This window comes from Streptomyces albicerus, from assembly GCF_008905045.1.
Lineage (GTDB): Bacteria > Actinomycetota > Actinomycetes > Streptomycetales > Streptomycetaceae > Streptomyces > Streptomyces albicerus.
The window spans coordinates 1-22,069 of sequence record NZ_VWMY01000069.1 but is presented as its reverse complement, the minus strand read 5'-3'; the positions used below and the strand labels follow the sequence as shown (position 1 = coordinate 22,069).

The 22,069-nt window shown below is 67.4% G+C and carries 19 protein-coding genes and 3 pseudogenes; 14 read left to right on the top strand and 8 right to left on the bottom strand.

The genetic code is table 11. From position 1 onward, the window contains the following. Nucleotides 1-57: 57 nt before the first annotated feature. Nucleotides 58-840 (bottom strand): IclR family transcriptional regulator, encoded by a 783-nt coding sequence (locus tag GAS53_RS43490; protein WP_225859449.1) that lies wholly within the window; start codon nt 838-840, stop codon nt 58-60. Between the two features lie 129 nt (nt 841-969). On the opposite strand from GAS53_RS43490, the gene GAS53_RS43485 reads away from it, so the two are divergent. Genes GAS53_RS43485 through GAS53_RS43455 form a run of 7 tightly spaced genes read left to right on the top strand, consistent with a single transcriptional unit; the run spans nt 970 to nt 9,932 of the window. Then, nucleotides 970-2,520: an aldehyde dehydrogenase family protein gene (locus tag GAS53_RS43485; protein WP_192583533.1), complete on the top strand. Its 1,551-nt coding sequence runs from the start codon at nt 970-972 to the stop codon at nt 2,518-2,520. Continuing rightward, nucleotides 2,517-4,271: a thiamine pyrophosphate-binding protein gene (locus GAS53_RS43480; RefSeq protein ID WP_151483307.1), complete on the top strand. Its 1,755-nt coding sequence runs from the start codon at nt 2,517-2,519 to the stop codon at nt 4,269-4,271. The genes GAS53_RS43485 and GAS53_RS43480 overlap by 4 nt, the downstream gene beginning before the upstream one ends. A gap of 53 nt (nt 4,272-4,324) precedes the next feature. Beyond that, nucleotides 4,325-5,506 carry an ABC transporter substrate-binding protein gene (locus GAS53_RS43475; RefSeq protein ID WP_151483306.1) on the top strand — a complete coding sequence of 394 codons (1,182 nt, stop codon included), beginning with the start codon at nt 4,325-4,327 and terminating at the stop codon, nt 5,504-5,506. Nucleotides 5,507-5,523: 17 nt separating this feature from the next. Further along, nucleotides 5,524-6,393, top strand: coding sequence for a branched-chain amino acid ABC transporter permease (locus GAS53_RS43470; RefSeq protein ID WP_151483305.1), 870 nt, complete (start codon nt 5,524-5,526; stop codon nt 6,391-6,393). 56 nt (nt 6,394-6,449) lie between these two features. Next, nucleotides 6,450-8,303, top strand: coding sequence for a branched-chain amino acid ABC transporter ATP-binding protein/permease (locus GAS53_RS43465; protein ID WP_225859451.1), 1,854 nt, complete (start codon nt 6,450-6,452; stop codon nt 8,301-8,303). 2 nt (nt 8,304-8,305) lie between these two features. Continuing rightward, the gene (locus GAS53_RS43460) at nt 8,306-9,052 is read left to right on the top strand and encodes an ABC transporter ATP-binding protein (protein ID WP_151483330.1); all 747 of its coding nucleotides are present in this window, start codon (nt 8,306-8,308) and stop codon (nt 9,050-9,052) included. Between the two features lie 25 nt (nt 9,053-9,077). Further along, nucleotides 9,078-9,932 (top strand): shikimate dehydrogenase, encoded by an 855-nt coding sequence (locus GAS53_RS43455; protein WP_151483303.1) that lies wholly within the window; start codon nt 9,078-9,080, stop codon nt 9,930-9,932. A gap of 54 nt (nt 9,933-9,986) precedes the next feature. Here the strand turns inward: GAS53_RS43455 and GAS53_RS43450 are convergent. Beyond that, nucleotides 9,987-10,901, bottom strand: a pseudogene (locus GAS53_RS43450) (transposase family protein). Between the two features lie 323 nt (nt 10,902-11,224). Further along, a complete protein-coding gene (locus GAS53_RS43440; protein ID WP_151483301.1) occupies nt 11,225-11,959 on the bottom strand; it encodes an ASCH domain-containing protein in 735 nt (244 codons plus the stop codon). Between the two features lie 183 nt (nt 11,960-12,142). Between GAS53_RS43440 and GAS53_RS43435 the strand changes: the two genes are divergently transcribed. Next, on the top strand, nt 12,143-12,814 hold the full coding sequence (locus GAS53_RS43435) for a Mu transposase domain-containing protein (protein WP_225859448.1): 672 nt from the start codon (nt 12,143-12,145) through the stop codon (nt 12,812-12,814). Nucleotides 12,815-13,260: 446 nt separating this feature from the next. Further along, nucleotides 13,261-13,434 (top strand): Rmf/CrpP fold protein, encoded by a 174-nt coding sequence (locus GAS53_RS58130; RefSeq protein WP_318723687.1) that lies wholly within the window; start codon nt 13,261-13,263, stop codon nt 13,432-13,434. Here GAS53_RS58130 and GAS53_RS43425 read toward each other — a convergent pair. Next, nucleotides 13,431-13,805, bottom strand: coding sequence for a hypothetical protein (locus GAS53_RS43425; protein WP_151483299.1), 375 nt, complete (start codon nt 13,803-13,805; stop codon nt 13,431-13,433). The two genes, GAS53_RS58130 and GAS53_RS43425, sit on opposite strands and share 4 nt — an antisense overlap. Nucleotides 13,806-14,313: 508 nt before the next feature. On the opposite strand from GAS53_RS43425, the gene GAS53_RS43420 reads away from it, so the two are divergent. Together GAS53_RS43420 and GAS53_RS58585 are read left to right on the top strand one after the other, a co-directional pair. Continuing rightward, entirely contained in the window at nt 14,314-14,511 is a 198-nt protein-coding gene (locus tag GAS53_RS43420) for a hypothetical protein (protein WP_151483298.1), read from the top strand. After that, a pseudogene (locus GAS53_RS58585) lies at nt 14,508-14,594 on the top strand (shikimate dehydrogenase); the annotation flags it as partial. The gene GAS53_RS43420 and the pseudogene GAS53_RS58585, both read left to right, overlap by 4 nt. A gap of 591 nt (nt 14,595-15,185) precedes the next feature. Here GAS53_RS58585 and GAS53_RS58580 read toward each other — a convergent pair. Then, nucleotides 15,186-15,917 carry an endonuclease domain-containing protein gene (locus tag GAS53_RS58580; RefSeq protein WP_151483297.1) on the bottom strand — a complete coding sequence of 244 codons (732 nt, stop codon included), beginning with the start codon at nt 15,915-15,917 and terminating at the stop codon, nt 15,186-15,188. Nucleotides 15,918-16,981: 1,064 nt separating this feature from the next. Here GAS53_RS58580 and GAS53_RS43405 point away from each other — a divergent pair. Then, a pseudogene (locus tag GAS53_RS43405) lies at nt 16,982-17,182 on the top strand (IS701 family transposase); the annotation flags it as partial. 65 nt (nt 17,183-17,247) lie between these two features. Here the strand turns inward: GAS53_RS43405 and GAS53_RS43400 are convergent. Next, entirely contained in the window at nt 17,248-17,781 is a 534-nt protein-coding gene (locus GAS53_RS43400) for a hypothetical protein (RefSeq protein WP_151483296.1), read from the bottom strand. A gap of 506 nt (nt 17,782-18,287) precedes the next feature. On the opposite strand from GAS53_RS43400, the gene GAS53_RS43395 reads away from it, so the two are divergent. After that, nucleotides 18,288-19,127: an IS5 family transposase gene (locus GAS53_RS43395; protein WP_151483295.1), complete on the top strand. Its 840-nt coding sequence runs from the start codon at nt 18,288-18,290 to the stop codon at nt 19,125-19,127. Nucleotides 19,128-19,251: 124 nt separating this feature from the next. Here the strand turns inward: GAS53_RS43395 and GAS53_RS43390 are convergent, their stop codons facing one another. Together GAS53_RS43390 and GAS53_RS43385 are read right to left on the bottom strand one after the other, a co-directional pair. Continuing rightward, entirely contained in the window at nt 19,252-19,653 is a 402-nt protein-coding gene (locus GAS53_RS43390; RefSeq protein WP_151483294.1) for a nuclear transport factor 2 family protein, read from the bottom strand. After that, entirely contained in the window at nt 19,650-20,648 is a 999-nt protein-coding gene (locus GAS53_RS43385; protein ID WP_151483293.1) for an NADP-dependent oxidoreductase, read from the bottom strand. The genes GAS53_RS43390 and GAS53_RS43385 overlap by 4 nt, the downstream gene beginning before the upstream one ends. A 122-nt stretch (nt 20,649-20,770) precedes the next feature. On the opposite strand from GAS53_RS43385, the gene GAS53_RS43380 reads away from it, so the two are divergent. Then, entirely contained in the window at nt 20,771-21,646 is an 876-nt protein-coding gene (locus GAS53_RS43380; protein WP_151483292.1) for a LysR family transcriptional regulator, read from the top strand. Nucleotides 21,647-22,069 lie beyond the last annotated feature (423 nt).

Here is a 22,069-nt window from a genome sequence, read left to right as displayed (position 1 = left end):
TCTGCGGTTCCTGCGGCTTCAGTTACTGCTCTGGCATGTGTGGCTGCTGCGGTGGGCTCATTTCGTCGGGCTGAGCGGGTGGTCGAAGCCCTGTTCCGACATCTGCCGGGCAACGTCCTTGAGCGCGGTGGCGAACCGCTCGATGACGGACTCGGGGAAGCGGTGGCTGGGTCCGCTGAGCGAGAGCGAGGCGACGACGGCCCCGCTGCGGCCGACGACGGGTACGGCCACGGCCGTCAGCCCCTCGTCGCGCTCGCCCCGGCTGACCGCGAAGCCACGCTCCGCCGCCAGGTCCGCCCACACCCGCAGCTGCCTGGCATGTCCCTCGCCGTGCGGGGAGCCCGCGGCGATCCGGCGCAGCAGGGCGTCGGGGGCCGTCCGCAGCAGGATCTTGGACGAGGCGCCCGCCCACAGCGGGAGTTCATCGCCGACCCGTACGACATGGCGCAGCGGCTGCGGGCTCTCCTGCTGGGCCACGCAGACGCGGGACAGACCGCGCAGCATGAAGAGGTTGACCGTCTCTTGCTGCTCCTCGGCCAGCTCACGCATCAACTTACGGGTTTCACGGGGCAGTTCCCAGCTGGTGTGCGCGAGATGCGCCCAGCGCCACAGACCGGGACCCGCGGTGTAGCCGGCCGGGGTGTCCCAGAGCAGACCGCACTGCTCAAGGGTCTGCACCAGGCGGACCACGGTGGTCTTGGCCAGGCCGGTGGCGTCGACGATCTCCCTCAGCGTGACCGTCGGCTGATCCTCGGTCAGCAGTCCCAGGATGTCCAGAGCCCTGCGCACACTGCGCACCCCGGTCGCCTCGGCCGCCCGCTCATGGTCGGTCTCGCTCACGCGCCTTCTCCCTCCGCTTCGAAACTTCCTCGAACGGCCCTCTTGCCACCGCGAGTTGGCGCCCGTACGTTACACGCCGACCCACAGAGCAGTCCACCAGTACCACTTAGCGGTTTCCTGGGAGATCTCATGCTCGATTCCCTTCTCAAGGCCGGAGCGGACGCGGCAGTGGCCGAAGCGCCTCCCTACGTCGCCGGCCAGTGGGGTGGCAACGGTCCCGCGGTGACCCGAACAGGCCCGTACCTGCGCCGAGTTGTCAGTCGGACGACCACGGCGACCGGGGACGAGATCGCCAGTGCTCTCGCCTACGCCCGTTCCTCTGCCCGCACAGTGGCCGGGCTCGCCCCCGCTCTGCGCGCGGACATCCTGGACCGAGCATCCCGCGCCGCCTCGGCCCACCGCGAGGGGCTGGCCCGCCTCCTCGCCCTGGAATTGGGCAAACCGCTCAAGGACGGCCTCGGCGAGATCGACCGGGTGGCGGACACCTTCGCGGTGTGCGCCTCGGAGGCGCGTCACATCGGCGGCGAGACACTGCCCGTCGCGGGCTGGCAACGCGGCATCGGCAACACCGCCTTCACCTACCGCGCACCGGCCGGGGTGGCCCTCGCCATCACCCCCTTCAACGCCCCTGCGAACCTCCTGGCGCACAAGCTCGGGGCCTCCTTCGCCGCGGGCAACACCACACTCGTCAAGGCCCCACCGCAGGCCCCGGCCGCCACCGCCGCGATCGTGGCGCTGCTCCTGGAGGCGGGCATGCCCCCGCAGGCGGTGCAGTTGCTGCACGGTGGCGCCGAGGTGGGCGCGCTGTTGTGCGCGGCCGACGAGGTAGCCGTCATCAGCTTCACCGGCAGTGCGGCGACCGGTCAGGCCGTCGCCCGCGCGGCCGGGGCCAAGCGCCTGGTCCTCGAACTGGGCGGGAACGCCGCCACGATCGTCTGCGAGGACGCCGACATCGCGCAGGCCGCGAAGGAGTGCGCCCGCACCGGATACAGCAACTCCGGCCAGAGCTGCATCTCCGTCCAGCGCGTCTACGTCCACCGCTCCCGCTACGACGCCTTCCTCGATGCCTTCACCGCCGCCGTCGACACCCTGAAGGTCGGCGACCCGCTCGACCCGGCCACCGACGTGGGCGCGATGGTCGACGAGGAGGCCGCCGAACGCGTGGTGCGCTGGTCGGCCGAGGCCGCCGGCTCCGGCGCCCGGGTGCTGCGCGGTGGCACCCGGGACGGCGCCACCGCCGCCCCCACCGTGGTGGCGGACCCGGCGCCGGACGCCTCGGTCGTGGTCCACGAGGTCTTCGGGGCGCTGGTCGCGGTGCTCCCGTACGACGACTTCGCCGCGGTCATCGACGCCTGCAACACCAGCCGCTACGGCTTGCAGGCCGGCCTGTTCACCCGCGACATGGGTCGCATCATGACCGCCTGGCGCGAGCTGGAGACCGGCGCGCTGATCGCCGGCGGCAGCTCCAACTACCGCCTCGACCATGTCCCCTTCGGCGGGGTCAAGGACTCCGGCTTCGGACGCGAGACACCTCGCTCGATGATCGACGACTACACGGTCGTCAAGACCCTCATGCTGCGCGGGCTGTCCGTGTGGGGCGACACGACCGCCATCGACGCAGCCGCCATGGATACGACGTCCACCGATACGACCTCCACCGACAGGGAGACCGACGCATGACCGTGACCGCCGCCGAAGCCCTGGTCGGCCAACTGGAGTCGTATGGAATCGAGTACGTCTTCGGCACCTGCGGCCACACCAACATCGCCCTGCTCGACGCACTCGGCCCCAGCTCGATCGACTTCGTGATCGCCCGCCACGAGCAGGCCGCCGCACACGCCGCCGACGGCTACGCCCGCGCCTCCGGAAAGCCCGGCGTCCTGCTCACCCACGTCGGCCCCGGCATGATGAACGCGGTCACCGGGGTGGCCACCGCCGCCCTCGACTCGATCCCGCTGATCGTCATCTCCGGCGACATCCCCTCCTACTACGCCGGCCGCCACCCGCACCAGGAGGTCAACCTCCACGCGGACGCCGACCAGAGCGCGATCTACCGGCCGTTCACCAAGCGCGCCTGGACCGTGCACCGCGTCCAGGATCTGGCCCGTACGACAGAGCGGGCGTTCTGGACTGCCACCTCCGGGCGGCCGGGGGCCGTGCTCGTCAGCGTACCGATGGACCTGTTCAACCGGCGGGTCGAGGAGTACGCCGGTGAGTACCCGCTTCCCGGCTGCGCCACGCCCCCTGGTCTCGACCGGGCCACCGCCGAGCGCATCGCCGAGACGTTGCTGCGCGCCGAGCGACCGCTGATCTACTTCGGCGGCGGACTGCGTGAACCGGCCGCCCGCCGGGCGCTGTTGGCCCTCGCCGAGCACCTCGACATCCCGCTCGCCCACTCCCTGATGGGCAAGGGCGTCCTGCCCGACAGCCACCCGCTGCTGCTCGGCATGCCCGGCTTCTGGGGCCTGGAGACCACCCACGAGTACACCAGGGGCGCCGATGTGGTCCTCGCGCTGGCCACCCGATTCGCGGAGACCGACGCCAGTTCGTGGAATCCGGCGTACACCTGGACCTTCGGTGACAAGCACAGCCCGCCCAGCAAGCTCATCCAGATCGACATCGACCCCGCCGAGATCGGCCGCAACTACCCCGTCGAGATCGGTGCCGTCGCGGACGTCGGCGACGCGGTACGGGCCATCGGCCGGTCCGTACGGTTCGCCCACCCCGAGCCGCTGGTGCGCACCGGGCTGCGCGAGACCATCGCCGCCGCCCGCCGGACCGTATTCGACACCGCCCGCGAGGACGGCCGCAGCGACAACTTCCCGCTGCGCCCGCAGCGCATCCTCGCCGACCTGCGTGAGGCGCTGCCCAACGATGCGGTGCTCGTCACCGACGTCGGCTGGAACAAGAACGGCGTCGCCCAGTGCTACGAACTCCCCGAAGGCGGGCGGTTCATCACCCCCGGCGGAGCCTCCACCATGGGCTTCGGCCCGGCCGCCGCAGTCGGTGTGCAGATGGCCCAGCCGGACCGCGCGGTAGTTGCGCTGGTCGGCGACGGCGGAATGAGCGCGCAGCTGCCCGCCGTGCCGATGGCCGTCGAACAGGGCCTGCCCGTCATCTTCGTGGTGATGAACAACCGGGCCCACGGCACCATCGCCGACCTCCAGACCTCGTCGTTCGGCCGGTCCTACGGCTGCGAGTTCACGGACGCCGAAGGACGGCCGTACAGCCCGGACTTCGCGGCCCTCGGACAGTCCTGCGGCGCCGACGGGTACACCATCGCCGCCCCCGCCGACCTGTCCAAGGCCCTCGCCGACGCGGTCGCGCGGCGCAGGCCCGCCGTCATCGACGTACCGATGGTCAACGAACCCGTGCCGACACCGGGCCACTGGAACATCACGGACATCTACCGCGGGTCCTTCGCCGACTGACCGTTCCGGACGTCCTACGACTCCCCGCCTTCCGCTCACAACGAGGTGACCTCATGACCCGCAGCACCCCACGACCACGCGCCACCACCCGCACCACCACTCGCGCCGCTCTCTGCACGGCCGCCGCGCTCGCCGCCGCCCTCACCGCGTGCAGCGCACCCGGCGAATCCGCGGACTCCGATGCCAAGGCGTCATCCGGACCCATCAAGGTCGCCGTGGTCAACGCGCAGAGCGGACAGCTCAGTTCACTGGGCGACTGGGAGTACAAGGGCGCCAAGCTCGCCGTCGACGAGTGGAACAAGAAGGGCGGCATCGACGGCCGCAAGATCCAGCTGAAGCTCTTCGACGACCAGGGCGACCCGACCACCGGCACCAACATCGCCCGCAGGCTGGTCAGTGACAAGTACGTCGCCATGATCGGCACGGCGGAGAGCGCGGTGACCATCGCCATGGGTCCGGTGCTCCAGCAGGCGAAGATCCCGAACATCACCTCCGGCCAGTCCGACGGCCTGGTCGCGCTGAAGAGCCCGTACCTCTTCCTCAACGGGCCGACCAGCACCACCTACGACTCGACGCTCGCCCAGCACCTGGTGAACGACAAGGGCTACAAGAAGATCGCCATGATCACGAACAACGGCTCCTTCGGGAAGGGCGAGCACGACGCCTTCCTCAAGGCCGTGAAGGGGCTCGGCGTGGCCCCCTCCACCGACCAGGTCGTCACCACCGACCAGAAGGACTTCAGCGCCGCGCTGACGAAGATCCGGGCCCAGAAGCCCGAGGTGATCTTCATCGGCTCGGAGGAGGTCGAGGCCGGGCTGATCGTCAAGCAGGCCCGGGACCTGGGCATCACCGCCCCCTTCGCGGGCGCCGCGCCGCAGGGCACCCCCGTCTTTATCGACACCGCCGGCAAGGCCGCCGCCGAGGGCACCATCGTCAGCTCGCCCTATCTGAGCAACGACGTCAGCGACGCCACGAAGAAGTTCGCCGCCGCCTACGAGGCCGCGTACGGCAAGGAGGCGGAGCTGCACGGAGCCAAGGCCTACGACGGCGCGAACATCCTGCTGACCGCGCTCAAGACCAGCAACGGTGCGACCGGCGAGGAACTCGCCGACGCGATCCGCGCCACCCGGTACCAGGGCCTGCTCGGTGACTTCCAGTACGACGAGACCGGGGTCGGGATCACCAAGACCACCATCGGCGTCATCCGCGACGGCAAACTCGTCCCGCAGCAGTAGGCCACAGGAGCGCTGACGTGCAAGAGACACTGCAGACACTCGTCGGAGGCCTGAGCCTCGGAGCGGTCTACGCCCTGGTCGCCATGGGGTTCTCCCTGGTCTACCGCACCATGGGCCTGGTCAACTTCGCCCACGCCGACATCGCCATGATCGGCGCGTATGCGGCCTCCACCTTCTACCTGACCTCCAAGCTGCCCTTCGCCGTGGCCATGCTCGTGGCCATCGCGGTCACCGCCGCGATCGGTCTGGTCATCGAGCGGGTGCTGCGGCCGCTGGAGAACAAGGACTTCGACCTGATGCTGATCGGCACGATCGGCTTCGGCATCGTCCTCCAGGCCGTCGCCATCCTGATCTGGGGCACCACCGGACGGGCGGTCCGCTCCCCCGTCCAGGCGGCCCCGCTCGACCTGTTCGGGGTGCGCGTGCGCACGTACGACCTGCTGGTGATGGCCGTCGCGGCCCTCGCCGTGACCGGCCTCGCCTGGTTCCTCGCGCGCACCAAGCGCGGGGCGGCCATGCAGGCCGTCGCCATGGACCACGAGGCGGCCACCGCCGTCGGCATCAACGTCGGCCGCAGCAACGCCCTGGCCTTCTCCATCGGAGCGGGCCTCGCCGCCCTGGCCGGCGGTCTCGTCGGACCCATGCTGTACGTCGACGCCTCACTCGGCGGCGCACTCGGCATCAAGGGCTTCGCCGCGGCGATGCTCGGCGGCTTCGGCTCCATCCCCGGAGCGGTCGTCGGCGGACTCGCGATCGGCGTCCTCGACTCCTACGCGGCCGGCCACTTCCAGGGCTACTCGGTGCTCGTGACCTTCCTGGTCTTCACCGCCGCCATCATGATCCGCCCGATGGGCGTCTTCGGCGAGAGGACGGTGAGCCGCGCGTGAAGTTCCGTGTCGGAGGGCACTCAGTCACCCGTGTCGGAGGACTCGGTGCCTTGGCAGTGGCCGCCTGGCTGCTGCCGTACGGCCTGGGCAGCTACTCCATCCATGTCGTCAACATCGCGATCATCTATGCCCTGTTGGCCATCGGCATGGGCCTGGCCATGGGCATCTCCGGGCAGATCAACCTCGCCCAGGTCGCGTTCTTCGGCGTCGGCGCGTACACCCTCGCCATCCTGACCACCGACTCCGGCTACGGGTTCTGGGCGGCGGCGATCCTCGCCCTGCTCGCGACCGTGGCCACAGGCCTGTTCGTCGGCATACCGGCCCTGCGCATGCAGTCCCACTACCTGGGGATCGTCACGCTCGGCCTGGCACTCGGCTTCATCAACTGGATCACCAACGCCTCGATCACCGGAGGCGCCGACGGCATCTCCGGAATCCCGCTGCCCACCCTGCCCGGCATCGACCTGTCCAGCGAATACCTCTACTACTACCTGGAGTTGGTGGTCTGCGCGCTCGGCCTCGGCTTCGGACTCTTCGTCGTCCGTACGTCCCTGGGCCGACGGTTGCGCGCGATGCGCGACGACTCCCTGGCCGCGGGCGCGATGGGCGCGGAGATCCCGCTGCTGCGGATGACCGCGTTCCTGCTCGCCAGCCTGTACGGAGGCCTCGCCGGGGTGCTGTACGCGGGCCTCATCCGTTATGTCGCCCCGGAGACCTTCTCCATCGGCAACATGTTCATCCTGCTCGCCATGGTCATCATCGGTGGCCGGCGCTCCCTCGTCGGCTGTGTGGTCGGCGCGATCGGGCTGACCCTGATCCGCGAGTGGCTCTCCGACTTCTCGACGTACGCACAGCTCGGATACGGCGTGGTGGTCGTCCTCATGGTCGTCTTCGCACCGACCGGACTCGCCGGAATTCCCTGCCGGGTACGGGACTTCGTGAACCGTCGGCGACGGGGGAAGGGGGAAGACCGTGCGCGGCTGCGTCCCTTCCAGCCGTACGAGGCGGTCGAGGTACCCGATGCCGCGGGCGAGCCCCTCCTTGAAATCCGGTCCGTCACCAAGGACTTCCGCGGGTTGCGTGCCCTGGATGATGTCTCCCTCACGGTCGAGCCCGGCGAGATCCGCGGCATCGTCGGGCCCAACGGCTCAGGCAAGACCACCCTGTTCAACGTGATCAGCGGCTTCTACCGGGCCAGTTCGGGTCAGGTGCGGTTCGCCGGCCGCGACACCACCACCGCCCGGCCGTACGCGCTCTCCCTTCTCGGCGTGGCCCGCACCTTCCAGAACCTGCGTTTGTTCGGCCAGTTGACGGTCCGCGAGAACATCCTCGTCGCGCTCGACCGCACCCGGACGTACACCATCTGGCAGTATGCGGTGTGGCAGCCCGGTGTCGTACGCCGCGAGCGGCAGCTGCGCCGCCAGGCCCAGGACCTTCTGGAGCGCTTCGGCCTCGCCGACTTCGCCGAGGCCTCCCCCGGCTCCCTCCCGTACGGCATCCAGCGGCGCATCGAGATCGCCCGCGCCATGGCCGCCCGGCCCCGGCTGCTGCTGCTCGACGAGCCCGCCGCCGGGCTGAACGGCGAAGAGGTGCAGCAACTCGCCCGCATCGTGCGCTCCATCCGCGACAGCGGCACCACGGTCGTCCTGATCGAGCACAACATGGGCCTGGTCATGTCGCTGTGCGAGCACGTCACGGTGCTCTCCAGCGGCGGGGTCATCGCGGAGGGCACGCCCGCCGAGGTGGTCGCCGCTCCCGAGGTGATCGAGGCGTATCTCGGGGATTCCGCGATGGCCGACGTTCCGCGCCCGGAACCGGCCCCGCCGCCGACGCCGACCCAGGCCCCTGCGGCTCCGGCCGAGGAACCCGCTTCAACCGAGGCACCTGCTTCGAAGGAGGCAACCCGGTGAGGATGCTCCCCGCTCCCCGTGTCGCTCGTACCGAAACCGCCGCCACACTCGCCGTCGACGACCTGTCCGTGCACTACGGCGGAGTCCGCGCGGTCCGTTCGATCAGCTTCAGCGTGCAGCCCGGGGCATCGGTGGGCATCATCGGCGCCAACGGTGCGGGCAAGACCTCCACGCTCAAGGCCCTGATGGGCCTGGTCCCGCGCGGCGGCGGACGCATCATGCTCGGCGAACGCGACCTGACCCGCGTGCGGGCCCGCGACATGGTGCGGCACGGCATCGGTTACGTACCGGAGGGCCGGCATGTGTTCCCCGGCCTGACCGTGGAGAAGAACCTGCTGCTCGGCGCGTACGCCCGCCGCTGGGACGCCGAGACCCGAGGCACCCTGGTCGAGGTGCACGAACTTTTCCCGGTACTGGGCGAGATGAGCCAGCGACTGGCCGGCGCGCTCTCCGGCGGACAGCAGCAGATGCTCTCCATCGGCCGCGCCCTGATGGCCAAGCCGCGCATCCTGCTGCTCGACGAACCGTCCATGGGACTCTCGCCCAAGCTCGTCGGCGAGATCCTGAGCGCGCTGAAACGGCTGCGCGAAGAGGGGATGAGCCTGCTCCTCGTGGAGCAGAACGCCAAACTCACCTTCGGCGCGACCAGCCACTGCCTGGTCATGGAGAACGGCAGCGTCGCCATGACCGGCACCTCCGACGCGCTGAGCCGGGATATCCGGGTGCGCCAGATCTACCTCGGGCTGTGAATGGTCTACGGAAGGGAGTGCGGCGATGGACCAGGACTCGTATCTGATCGGCCTGATCGGCTCCGGCATAGGCACCTCGCTCAGCCCCGCACTCCACGAACGCGAGGCGGACCGGCACGGCCTGCGCTACCTCTACCGCCTGATCGACCTCGACACTCTCGGTACCGCTCCCGAGAAGGTGGGTGAACTGTTGGACGCCGCCCAGGACACGGGCTTCACCGGCCTCAACATCACCCACCCTTGCAAGCAGCTCGTCATCGAGCATCTCGATGCCCTCTCCGAGCAGGCCGAGGCGGTCGGCGCGGTCAACACCGTCGTCTTCGGGGAAGGGCGGGCGACCGGCCACAACACGGACGTCACCGGGTTCGCGGCCTCGTTCGCCCGCACACTGCCCGAGGCCCGCCTGGAGCAGGTGGTGTTGCTCGGCGCCGGAGGAGCCGGGGCAGCCGTCGCCCACGCGGTACTCGCCCGCGGCGCCGGACACCTCACGGTCCTCGACGTGCTCCCCCACCGCGCAGCCCATCTCTCGGCCTCCCTGAACCGGCACTACGGCGCAGGGCGCGCATCCGCGGAAACCGCGGACCTCCTCCCCGCGTTACTGGCCCGTGCGGACGGCCTCCTGCACGCCACCCCCACCGGAATGGCCGCCCACCCCGGAATGCCCCTTCCCGACGAACTGCTGCACCCCCGCCTATGGGTCGCCGACGTGGTCTACCGGCCGCTGGAAACCGCGCTGCTGCGCACCGCAAGCGCACGCGGTTGCACCGTCCTCAACGGTCTCGGCATGATCGTCTTCCAGGCCGCCGACGCCTTTCGACTGTTCACCGGCCGGGAACCGGACAGCGCACGGATGCTCGCCGATGCCGGCGAGCTCGTCTAACGAGTTGGTGCGTGATAGCGGGTGAGGTGTGCTGGCCCGCTTGAGGACTGTGGTTCAGGTTTGGGCGGTGCGGTCGGAGACAAGGCCGGCGATGACCCGGTAGGTATCGGGCAGGCGGTCGCGGCGGTGGGTGAAGCGGGTCAGCTGCTTCCAGCGTTCGTGATCTGCCAGGGCGTGTTCGACGGTGATGCGGTCGGACGAGTGCCCGTGACGGTCACGTTCTCACTGTTCGACTCTCCCGGGCAGAGCTCCGGGACGCGGCTTTCTCGGCGGGGTGATGGCCTGGCCGGGATGGTCACGACTGAGGCCCAGGTAGCCGTCGTCCAGGAGGACTTCCACTTCAGGGAAGTGCTGGAAGCAGATGGCGATGCCTTCATTGCGGGCGGCGGTGGCGTCGTGCATGCGTCCGGGCCGCAGGGCATCGGTCCATAACGTGCGGCCACGCCAGTCCGCGATGACGGTGGCCTTCATGGTGTTCTGTTTCTTCTTCCCGGAGACGAACGCGCGCCGTCCGCCGCGGCCAGCCGGTGGCCTGCGGACCTGGATCTCGGTGGCGTCCAGCCGCAGCTCGATGCCTTCGGCCTGGGCATAGGCGAACACGTCCGCCAGGGTCCGAAGACGCAGGCCAGGACTGCTGGGGACCGCACACCCCCGCTCGGCCAGCAGGGTGCGTACCTCCCCGATCGCGCGGGTGATGGTGGAGCGGTCGACACCGAACAGCAACCCCAGGGTGGCGTGCGGAAGATCGTGCCGCAGATGAATGAGCGTGGCCGTCAGCCGGTCGACGAAGACCAGTTGGTGGCGGGCCCCGGCTCCTTCGGCCCGCTTTCTGGCCCCGCCTCGCGCAGCATGGCGGCGGCCTTCGACTCCGGCCTGCCACGGCACGGCCAACTCCTCTATCAGACAAGCCAGATGACGCCGCGAGATCCCCGTGAACAGCCGATGCGCAAGAACCGCCCGATTGACCATGATCGCCACAGCCGGATCATGCCACCTACCAGCAACGACACCTCACCCGCTACCACGCACCAACTCGTTAGTCACCACGATCGAGTTCCGGCCCACCCTCGAACGCCAGCGAGACGACGCGGCAGCGAAGGGACAAGTCACACGCGAGCAGATCTTCGACGGACTCCTCAGCAGACTCGATGGAGAAGCGTCCTGACGGCCCCATTCAAGCTGAACGATCCGGCCAGATGTGATGTGACGCCGATATCAACAAAAGGGCGCCCGATGGGATCGCAAGGCGTCCGCACTGCGATCCCATCGGGCATGGAGTTATCCACGCTGCATCACTCCACGGCGTCAGGCGCTTCGACCGTAAACGTCACAAATTCGATTTCGGCATCAGAGGGCAGGCCGGGATAGTGGCCCTGGAGGCCCTTCTTGAGCTGGTCGATGCTCGTGAAGCCATCGAGCCGAGCCTGTTCGGCGGTGAGGCGATCGAGCCGGTGGCGTTCGACGCCGGTGACGGTGCCCTCCAACGTGCGGGGGGCTTCGTCGTCCTCGAAGAGGAAGATTGCGGGACCCGGCGCGATCGGATCTTCATAGCGGACGGTGGAGGTCTTCCGTGCGGTAGCAATGTCTTCGTAGTAGCGCTTGTTGAACCGAACAATTCGACGCGCATCCGCATCGGGGTAGAAGTAGGTATCCGGCAGAAGCCTCCGGATCGGGCGCAGTGCCGGTCCGTCGTCGGTCGGTACGGTGCGGAAGACGTCGGGATGGAGGTCGAGAAGCGCTTGGCGGCAGCGGCCGCACGGCGGGATCAGGCCGCGACCCCGATCTCCCGCGGCAGCGATTGTGACGAGCGGTCCGGCTCCCGCTGCTGCGGCAGCACCGAGCACGGCGAGCTCGGCGCACGGTCCGCCGGTGAAGTGGTAGACGTTGACCGCCTCATGGATCCTGCCGGCCGTGTCCATCGCCGCTGCGGCCACGGTGTGGTTCGGGTCGCTTCCGAGGGCAGCAGCGAGCCGTTCCGCAGCCTCGATGACGCGGCGCTCGGAGTCGAAGAGCTTCATGGAGACCATGGCGCCGACCCTAGATCGGCCCAGCCGGACTCCTCGACACAATTGTTCTCATGAACCTCGCCCTCAGCGAGGTCGGCGGCTTGACATCGAGACCCGCATATTAGAGGCGTCCCGCGGAGCAAGGTCCGCTACGACAACCTCAAGGCCGCCGTCGCGCGGGTGCTGGGACTCAGTCGGGCCAGGGTGGAAGCCGAACGGTGGATTGCCTTCGAGTCGCACTTCGGCATTGAGAGCTTCTACTGCCGTCCGGGCATCGAAGGCGCCCACGAGAAGGGCGGCGTCGAAGGGCAGATCGGCTACTTCCGCCGCAACCACTTCGTTCCCGTCCCTGAGGTCTCCTCGCTCGCCGAACTGAACGAGATGGTCGAGCAGTGGGACCGGCAGGACGACGCACGCCGCATCGGCACCCGGCCCAAGACCGTCGCCGGGTACTTTGCACTCGAGCAGCCGCTGCTAATGCCGCTGCCTGAGGAACCGTTCGAGACGGGCCGGCTGTTCACCCCGCGTGTCGACCGCTACGGCCAGATCCCGGTCCGCACCAACCGCTACTCGGTGCCGATCCGGTTGATCGGCAAGCGGGTGCGGGTCGTCTTGCATGCTTCTCACCTGGTGGTTTACGACCAGAACGTGGAAGTGGCCCGGCACGAGAGGCTGATCGCCAACGACCAGGAAGCGGCTCATCTCGCCGCTGCCGGTGCCCGGTTGTTAGATGTGGAGCCCGAGCGGGCCTGGCCGACTTCGCCCCGCCGACCTGGCGTACCTGACCCAGGTCATCAAGCGGAAGCTCAAGAAGATCCAGTACCGGCCGCACCTGATCACCGGCTGCCTGCCACCCACGGGCCTGAGCCTCAATAGCCTGATCGAGACACCGGACAACGCGGATTCAACCTGAGTACTGCCGGGTTTAACCAACTACCGGTCATCATCGTTCCCCCACGGATGCCGCATAGGATTTCCCGCGCTGTCCAGCCAGTAGTGCCTCTTCTCCCTCGGATCGCCGTACTTGTCGAAGGATTCCCCGCACTTTCCACAGCTGTAGAAGGTGACCATCTTGGAGGTCCGATAGAGGCCATCAGCACGACGTTCCTCGCGGATGACAACCCGGGACTGATAACTGCCAATCTGCCTCCTTCCTTTGCACCTTGGGCAACGCTCAAGAAGAGGTCGTCCAATGAATCTCCACCATATCCCCATCTATCCATACCTCCGCTCGGGCGCCCGTCGCTTAACTTCCCCGTACGGGTCTGTACGTTACTCAGTTGAATCCGCGGTGTCTCGCGGGTCGTGACGGTTTGTGATCCCTGCGTACGCCGACGGATGCGGACGGTCTTGCAGCGCCGGATCTCCAGCCAGGCGAGCGGGGAGACCCGCCGAAGTCATGCCCGTACCCGAGCACGTCAACGCTGCGTACCGCGTGGATTCGCGGCTACGCCGAGACCCGCCCCGTATCCGCGCAGCCGGAGCGCGCCGACTAAATTAGTTCTTCATCGGAGGAAGGGCCTGGGGTAAACCACGCGCGAGATGAGTCCGTTCCTGCAAGCAGCACGATGACCACCGCCCCGAACAGCAACGCGCCCAGCCCAGCCACGTCAGCGGCGCGGAGCCCTAGCAAGCCAATCACTACGCCCTCGCCGATCGCCACGACCCGGGCGCCGCGGTTGCCTTGCCACAGTCCGTAGGCCGCCAGGCCAGGCAGGAGAGCGAAGAGGGCAACCACGGCACCGGCCGGTTCTCCGCCTGTGACAAACAAGATCGCCCCGACGAGCGGGAAGGCGGCCAGCAACCCATTGAGGGCAACCGCTGCGATGATCGGCGCCGGTGGTCTGTGCATCTCACCTGAAGGCATGTCACGGAGAATATTGGCGCTGGGCCGGGACCGGTCCCGTCGGGCGTCGGTAGGTTGTCGGTGATGTGGAAGTGACTGCTGTCGTCCTCACCGCGATCGAAGGATGACCATGCCCGCGAAGAATACGCCCTGGCAAGCCGCACTCTCCGTCTTCGCCATATCGCGCGGGCCACCCAGCTCACCCTGACAACTGGACCCGGTCACTGGTTTTCTGACATGCTTTTGTCCCCTTCACCTTTCGGATCCAGGTAAGTCATCGGGCCCAGGAACCTCCTTCCGAGTTCCTCCCGGTTGAACCGGGGATACAAACAGAGCGCCTCGTGGCGCACAAGGTGCGCTCGACCACCCACCGGTAGATGCCGAGGCGGGTGCCCTGCCGTACCCGGCCGCCGACCACGGCAAGGGCATCCAGTGGCGCGCACGCTGGCACGAGGGCGCGAAGCAGCCCAGCAAGAGCTTCCGCCGGAAGGTGGACGCAGACCGGTTCGCTGCGAAGGTACAGGCCGACATGGACCGAGGGCTGTACATCGACCCGCAGGGCGGGAAGACCAAGCGGCAGGAGGAAACGCTGACCGACCTGGTGGCCGCGGCAGCCGGGCTGATCCTCGGACAGCGCGGGCGCGGCGCTCCCGTGGCCGTGCTGCGCGGAATCGCGTACGAGCACAGCGACGAAGGCGTGGCCGCGATGCTTCACCACACTCCATGAACCGGCTGGCGTTGCTCGGATCACCCGTCGACGGCGCGCTGTCACCCGTCCTGCACCGGGCGGCCTACGCGGCGATGGGACTGGCCTGGAACTCGTCGTGTCCGCTCTTCCGCCGCACGCAGCTGACGCCCTCGCACCGCTCTGACCGCGTGGCGCTGGAGCGCTCATGGATGTCGTCTACCGTCCGTGGCCAAACTGTTTCGCTCAGGCTGCCAAGGAAGCCGGACGGCGTGTCGTGGGAGGGCTACCGATGCTGATACACCAAGCCGCCCAACAAATCGTCCTCCAGACGGGGCACTCCCACGTGCCCGTCACAGAAATGCTGAGCGCCGCCGCAGCCGCACTCACAACCCGCTCTGCCGCCCCTGGCAATTCCTGACCGCGGCGCTAGCAAAGCTGCAGCGCACGCCAACCGACGCTCACACAACGAGGCATGCGCGAGGCCCCGGGGCCCGGGCCGATTCCTGGGGCCAGTCCTTTCGAGATCTTTCCTGTCTACCGCACGCGAACTGTCCGGTGCCATCTGTGGGGTCTCGCAGTACCGGCGGCCGGCCAATGAGGAACCTGCGGCATGCATTCCCGGCCTGCAACCTGCGCTGCACCTGCCACAGACGGCTGAGGAAGCGGGTCAGCCGACCCCCTGGGAGCATCGGAGAATTAGTGATCACTCCGTCTCAACGGTCGACGCGCCTCCATAAAGGGGCTGATCCGCGGCGCGGCAGCCCGCGCGGCCGGTTACGCATATCCAAGACCCGACCAGCAGCCAGAGTCCCAGTCAGACTCTGTGCCCGGGCGGCGCGAGTAGGCGCAAAGACCGGCGCGCCCGGCGGAGGCTCACCTTCCAGGTGCATCCTCTGATCGCGGCAGATGCCATCCGGCCGGAGATCGCCCACGCATTCGAACGCGATCAGCTCGATCCGAGCCATGTCTCCCATTCCCGGGTTCTGACGCTCGTGTTCGTCCACGGCACGCGTCATGGCCGTGGGATCCGACGGATCGTCAAGCAGGATGAGGTCGCTGACCCCGGGACACCAGGCGGAGGGAATGCTCAGGTAGCCGAGGTGGCGATCGCATCGGTAGGAGTACGCACGATCGCCCGAGCGGTACGGAAGCGTGACACCGACGATCGCCGTGGGCGGCCGACGGCGATAGGAGACGAACGGCTCCGTTCCAGGCCCCATCATGCCCTCCGTCATGTTGCAGGTGGAGCACAGCAACCCTCGCACGAGCCCCGTGGCGTGGTCATGGTCCACCACACACACGGTGGCGGATCCCCCGCATATCGCGCACCGGTCACGCTGCCACGCGATCAGCTTCCCCAGTGACGGTAATTTCGGGTCCAGTTGGGTCGGTGACTTCCATCGGTGACATGCCGGTTCGAGGGCGCTGGGCACGGCATCAGGCATGCCTTACATCTATCAGCCGTCACCGACAGCGGCGTCCGATCCCGCCGTTGCCGCAGGTCAGCGGGACGCACCTCAAAGATTTCGTGCAGTGTTCCGTTACTGTGCCCGATTCGCGAACGCCGCTCTTCTTCGTCGCCGGTCGAGGTCGTTGGCCCTTAAGCCGACGGCGCCGTGGCACCAATGTCGTGACTGGGTACGTAGCCGGGGAAGCCACTGCGAAGGTAGGGCGCCTTTGGCTTTGAACATGGCGATCGGTTCCGGGGCCGACAGGGATGCGAGATCGCCGGTTCGCGCGGCGCCAGGCACGCACCCGGCCGGGAGCGTTCCGCGAGATCACCGGCCGCCAGCGACCCTAGGAAGACTCCGACCTCGGCCAGCACCGCCGCATCTGTCTCCGACACCCGCAGTCGGTCCCGGATGGCCACCCCGGCGGGACCGGGCACCACGAACAACACCGCCAACTCGCGCAGCCCGCCCACTCGTTCACCCCCGCCTGGCCGAAGACCCCCGTCACGGCAGTCAACGAGGACCATCGGCAAAGGTCACCCATTCGACCCAAGAACTCTCGTTCCCGTCCCGCGGCGGGGCCCAGAGCACATCACATCCAGAGACGACCGGCCCGTACGGCCAGACTGAAAACCAGCCCAACCCAGCGCTCACTCACGCTCACGAGGACTCACTAACGCTCGGCGCTTCGGCAACAGTCCACACCCCCTCTGCCAGGGCACCAGCTGCGAAGAGTGTGAACACTTTCCCGGAAAGTTTTCCGTTTTTCGCGAAGTGCATGCCTGGAAGTGCGCCGCCCCCAGATTCGCCAACAGGGTCCGAGGATCGTCCGGGGCCGGTCAGTTCCTCAAATCCGATCGCGGCCGCCCGATGTGGCGCAGTGGAAACCGACGCCGGAGGTGCGAGCGCAGCACGGGATGGAGGTTCCAGCCCCGTTCCGAGGCGACGCGCAGAACGTAACCGGCGCCAACGCCCCGGAAGTAGTGTGCTCCGAGTTCCAGGTCGCGGTGGTGCGGGGAGGTCTCCACTCGCCGGGTCTGCCTCTCGATGCGCCGGTCCTCACCCTGGCCATGCTCGCCCATGCCTTCCTCGCCGTCGTCCGCGCCGATGAACGCACCCGCCGCCCCGCGCCCCGTACCCTCGTACCTCTCACTTGCAACGAATTCCAGCGCCTGTTCATCACCCTCGTCGTCCAGCCCGTCCACGACACGGCCCACCGGCTCAGCTGGTCCGACTGGCGACGCCGCCACCAGGCCTGAGCCCAGGTAAGCCACTACCGGCGACAAGCCGCACAGCCATGAAGATCACGAACTGCGATGGGCTGTCAGTGTTCGTCCAACTCAACGAACTGGCTCACCCATGCCCTGAACCGATCGTCAGACTTCTTCCGCCCGGTCCAGAGCGCGTGCAGGTCCTCCGGTGGCTCAAGGCCGAAATTCTGGTTCAACCAGGTGAGGAACTCATGGTGGCCATCGCTGTGTTCCTCAACGTCTCCAGAGGCAAGAAACCCGAAGTCAGCGACAGGCTGGCTGTCGATGGCCAGAAGCTGGAACAGCTCCATCAGGTTTCGCGCAATCACATAGAGATGCCCTTCATCGCCGACCAAGACGACGGGCAGAGTGGCAAGATTGGTCCGATCGTCGCACCGCCACAGCGCGTAGTCGGAGCCGGAGCCGTTGGCCTGCGCGAAGGGGATGAACCGGCTCAGGAACTCCGGATGCTCCGACCAGGTGTGGAGGCCAGCGTCTGCGCCGTACTCGCGCAGCTCGAAACCCTCCGAGTAGTAGACCGGACCGATCCGGTCCTCGAACTCCTTGAGTAGGTTCAGCTCCGGGATTGGCGAGTACGCCTCGCTCATGTGGCCTCCTTGCCGGCCCGGGACGCCTGGCGCAGTTGCGGACGTCTTGCACTGGCCAGGTGATGCTATCTACGCCGGGGACAAGTGGGCAGTGCCGCCAACAATCGTGCGCTCTCCACTGCCACCACCAGCGACGACAAGCCACTCGTCGATGGTGGTCACGATCTACAGCTGGAGTACTGGCTCCGCCCTAAGTGGGCATTTAGGTATGCCTTGCGGCGTTACGTCGCTCTTGCGGCTGGTGCTCTTTGTGGTGTTTTACGTCCTGCATGCAGCTTCACGGCGTTCCAGGCTCCGGCCNCTTGCGGCGTTACGTCGCTCTTGCGGCTGGTGCTCTTTGTGGTGTTTTACGTCCTGCATGCAGCTTCACGGCGTTCCAGGCTCCGGCCTCGGCGCCCATTTACTCCGTGTCTCGCACCCAGATTCCGTCTGGTCTATGGACGTCACGGAAACGCCCAGCTGGTCAAGTAACGCTGTCGGTGGCGCTGTTCGTGTAGGAGCCTTTCGTGAGCCAGCGGAAGCCGTACCCCAGCGACCTGTCCGACGCCCGATGGGCGTTGATCGAACCGACCTTATCCGCCTGGAGGAAAGCCCGACTCGATCGCAGACCCACCGGCCAGCCGGCCCAGGTTGAACTGCGCGATGTCTTCGACGCACTCCTGTACGTCAACCGCACGGGAATCCCGTGGAAATACCTGCCGCACGACTTCCCGAACCACGGCACCGTCTACGCCTACTACGCCGCCTGGCGCGACGAAGAAATCCTCGCCCAGCTCAACTACGACCTGACGGGCCTGGCCCGCGCAAAGGAAGGGCGCAAGCCCGAACCGACCGCCTCCGTGATCGACACCCAGAGCGTGAAGACCTCCACGAACGTGCCCCTGACCAGCCAGGGATCCGATGCCGCAAAGAAGATCGTCGGCCGGAAGCGGGGCATCATCACAGACACGCTCGGCCTACTTCTCGCCGTAACCGTCACCGCCGCAAGCCTGTCGGAAAACGCCGTAGGAATACAACTCCTCGACCAGGCCAAGAAGACCTACCCGACCATTTCCAAGAGCTGGGTCGACACCGGCTTCAAGAACTCCGTCATCGAGCACGGGGCGAAGCTTGGAATCGACGTCGAGGTCGTCAACAGAAACCCTGAATCCCGTGGCTTTCACGTCGTGAAAAGGCGCTGGGTAGTAGAGCGGAGTATCGGATGGATCATGACGCATCGCCGTCTCGCCCGCGACTATGAGACCCTGCCCGGCAGCTCCGAGGCCATGATCCACATCGCCTCGATCGACAACCTCGCCAAGCGCATAACGGACGAGACCACACCCACCTGGCGAGGAACCTACTAGGAAATAAACGGCATTTCACCCACACCAAACGCCCTCTNGCCAAGCGCATAACGGACGAGACCACACCCACCTGGCGAGGAACCTACTAGGAAATAAACGGCATTTCACCCACACCAAACGCCCTCTAAAAGGCGTTGTCCAGCGTCAGGGTGAGCTCGGCGATCCGCCACCCACCGTCGGACCGGCGCAGGCCGAACGTGTAGACCCCGGTCGAGATCATCTGGATGCTCTCGCCGGTGTTCCTCGTCTGCACCAGATAGGCCCGCACCTCAGCGGTGGCGGCGTCTGTCGTCGTGACCACGACATTGCCCAGGTGGTGTCGCACCCTTCCGGTCTGGGCCGTGTGCCCGTCACGGATGAAGTCGAGCACCGCCACGCGTCCGGCGATCGGGCCGAGCACTCCCTGTCCGGGCACCGTGAAGGTCCAGGTGGTGTCTTCGGTCAGGACCGCTGCCAGCTCGGGCACATTCAGCTCATCCAGGGCGTGGGCGTAGTTCGCCACCGTCTGCTGGAGTTCGGCGATCACGAGACCACCGTCAGCACGATCTTGCCTTGGATGTGGCCCTGTGCGGCTCGCGAGTGTGCGCTGCCCGCCTCGGACAGCGGGTAGGTGCTGTCCACCCCGACCTGGAGTTTGCCCTCGTCGAGCAGGCGCCCGATCTCGGCGAGCTGGGGGCCGTTGGAACGCACCTGAATGTTCGAGACTGTGATGCCCAGACTCGCCGTCTCTTCCGGGTCGTACTGAGCGAAGAACACCGGAAGCATGGTGCCGCCGCGCTTGAGCACTGTCAGGAAGCGTGAGCTGTCCGGGCCACCGACGGTGTCGATCACCAGATCGACACCGCTGACCACGTCCGCGGCCTGCGTCCTGGTGTAGTCGATGAACTCATCGGCGCCGAGCTTGCGCAGGAACTGCTCGTGCCGGCCCGAGGCCACCGCGATTACGTGTGCCCCCTTCCATTTCGCCAGCTGCATCGCGAAGTGGCCCACTCCACCGGCGGCCCCGTTGACCAGCACGGTCATCCCTGGCGTGATCGGCACCGGCTGGTGCACCTGGCCGGTGAATGGAGATGGCACGTCGTGGCCGAGATCAACCAGGTACTGCCAGGCCGTAAGCACGGCCATCGGCGCCCCAGCCGCCTGCACGTGGTCGATGCCGGCCGGCTTGTGAGCCAGGTCCGAAGCCGGCGCGGCCACGTACTCGGCGTACGTCCGGCCGTCGAATCCGGGGAACCGCAGCATGCCGAAGACCTCGTCACCGACGGCGAACCCCAGCACGTCCGGAGCGACCGCCTGGACCACGCCCGACATGTCCGTTCCGGGGATCAGGGGAAACTCCAGCGCCGGCCTCATCTCGGTCGGCATGACCTTCATCCCCTCACGCAGGTACCAGTCCGGTGGGTTGATGCCCGCCGCGTGCACCCGGACGAGCACCTCGCCCGGGCCGATCTCGGGAACCGGCACCTCGTCATACTGCAGAACTTCCGGCCCGCCCGCTTCGTGGAACTGGATCGCCTTCATCGCGCCTGTCGCTTTCTTGGGGAAACGTTGCTCCTTCAGTCAAGGCCCAGGACGACATGGCCGTCCAAGACCGGTTCGGCAACCTGATCATTCCGAAACGGCATGACGCGTACGCTGGAAGGGTGAACGATCTCGGACAGGACCTGGAACTGCGGCTGGTGCGCTACTTCACCGTGGTGGCGGCGCACCAGCACTTCGGCCGGGCCGCCGCCGACTTGCACGTGGCCCAGCCGGCGCTGAGCCGCCAGATCCAACGGCTTGAGAAGTATCTCGGCACACGACTGCTGGACCGCGTACCCCAGGGCACCCGGCTCACTCCCGCCGGCCAGAGGTTCCTCCCCCGGGCCCAAGCCCTGCTGCAGGCCGCCCGCCAGGCCGAGTTGGCCGCGCGTGAACAAGCCGAGACCAATCGAATCGCCATCGGCTACGTGGAAGACCTGGTGATCACTGCCGCCGTACGGGAACTGCGCCGCCGTTACCCGGACGCCGAGATCGCCACCCGGTACCTGAGCTGCCGCGACGTCGGGGCGCTGTCCGACAAGCGCGTCGACGCCCTGATCGCGCGGGCCCCGCTGCCGCTCGCCGCCGACGACGTGTTCACCACCCCGCTGTACGAGGAGCCCCGGATGCTCGTGGTCCCGCGCGGCCATCCCTTGGCCGACCGCGCGTCGGTGACCGCGGAAGAACTGGCAGGCGAGGAGGCGGCGCCGTGCGCGTTGCAGACCGCGGACTGGACTTCCTACCGGATCCTCGGGGTCGGCATGCCACCGATCGAGAGCTACGAGGACAAGCTCGAACTCGTCGCGAGTGGCAGGGCGATCGCCGTGCTACCGGTCGGCGATCGGCGTAGCTCACTGCGTCCCAGCCTCGTCACCGTCCCGATCGAGGGCGCTCCCCCCAGCCAGGTCGTCCTGGTCAGCCGCAAGGGCGACCCGAATCCGATGATCAGGAATCTCCGGCTGGCGGCCAAGGCCCTCCTGACCGCCCCGGCAGCCTGACCGGGACCAGCCGACCCGCTTGGCGCTGAACTGCATCAAGCGGCGCTCACGCGTGCCGTGTTCGTCGCGCATCTGCCGGTATCGCTCGGGGTTAGGTTGTGCCGGCTCAGCGTCCGACCCTATGGAACGGAGATCAAGCACGCCGTCTCGACCAGGAACCGTTGCCGTATCGCGTGATGGTGCAGGGAAGCTTCAGATCCGACCAGGTCAACACACACGTATTGTTCAGGGTCGTCGTTGAGATGAGCTCCGGAGCGCTGCTTGTCGCGATTGGCAGCCCGGCAACGCCTAGATCAACTCTCTAGCGTTGTTTTTCGCTGGAAGCTCCCGGGCGCCCTAGGCACTGTTTCTCGGATCATGTGCGGAGCCAGATGAGGAGGGTTGCGAGGGTGAGGGTGCCGAGGTAGATGTAGGCGCGTTTCT

Bases quoted from the DNA above. Each gene is read 5' to 3' on its own strand.
- GAS53_RS43485 (WP_192583533.1), top strand. From the start codon at position 970: ATGCTCGATTCCCTTCTCAAGGCCGGAGCGGACGCGGCAGTGGCCGAA.
- GAS53_RS43425 (WP_151483299.1), bottom strand. From the start codon at position 13,805: ATGCCTTCAGGTGAGATGCACAGACCACCGGCGCCGATCATCGCAGCG.
- GAS53_RS43460 (WP_151483330.1), top strand. From the start codon at position 8,306: ATGCTCCCCGCTCCCCGTGTCGCTCGTACCGAAACCGCCGCCACACTC.
- GAS53_RS58580 (WP_151483297.1), bottom strand. From the start codon at position 15,917: ATGCCTGATGCCGTGCCCAGCGCCCTCGAACCGGCATGTCACCGATGG.
- GAS53_RS43385 (WP_151483293.1), bottom strand. From the start codon at position 20,648: ATGAAGGCGATCCAGTTCCACGAAGCGGGCGGGCCGGAAGTTCTGCAG.
- GAS53_RS43455 (WP_151483303.1), top strand. From the start codon at position 9,078: ATGGACCAGGACTCGTATCTGATCGGCCTGATCGGCTCCGGCATAGGC.
- GAS53_RS43440 (WP_151483301.1), bottom strand. From the start codon at position 11,959: ATGGTCTCCATGAAGCTCTTCGACTCCGAGCGCCGCGTCATCGAGGCT.
- GAS53_RS43475 (WP_151483306.1), top strand. From the start codon at position 4,325: ATGACCCGCAGCACCCCACGACCACGCGCCACCACCCGCACCACCACT.
- GAS53_RS43420 (WP_151483298.1), top strand. From the start codon at position 14,314: ATGGACCGAGGGCTGTACATCGACCCGCAGGGCGGGAAGACCAAGCGG.
- GAS53_RS43400 (WP_151483296.1), bottom strand. From the start codon at position 17,781: ATGAGCGAGGCGTACTCGCCAATCCCGGAGCTGAACCTACTCAAGGAG.
- GAS53_RS43480 (WP_151483307.1), top strand. From the start codon at position 2,517: ATGACCGTGACCGCCGCCGAAGCCCTGGTCGGCCAACTGGAGTCGTAT.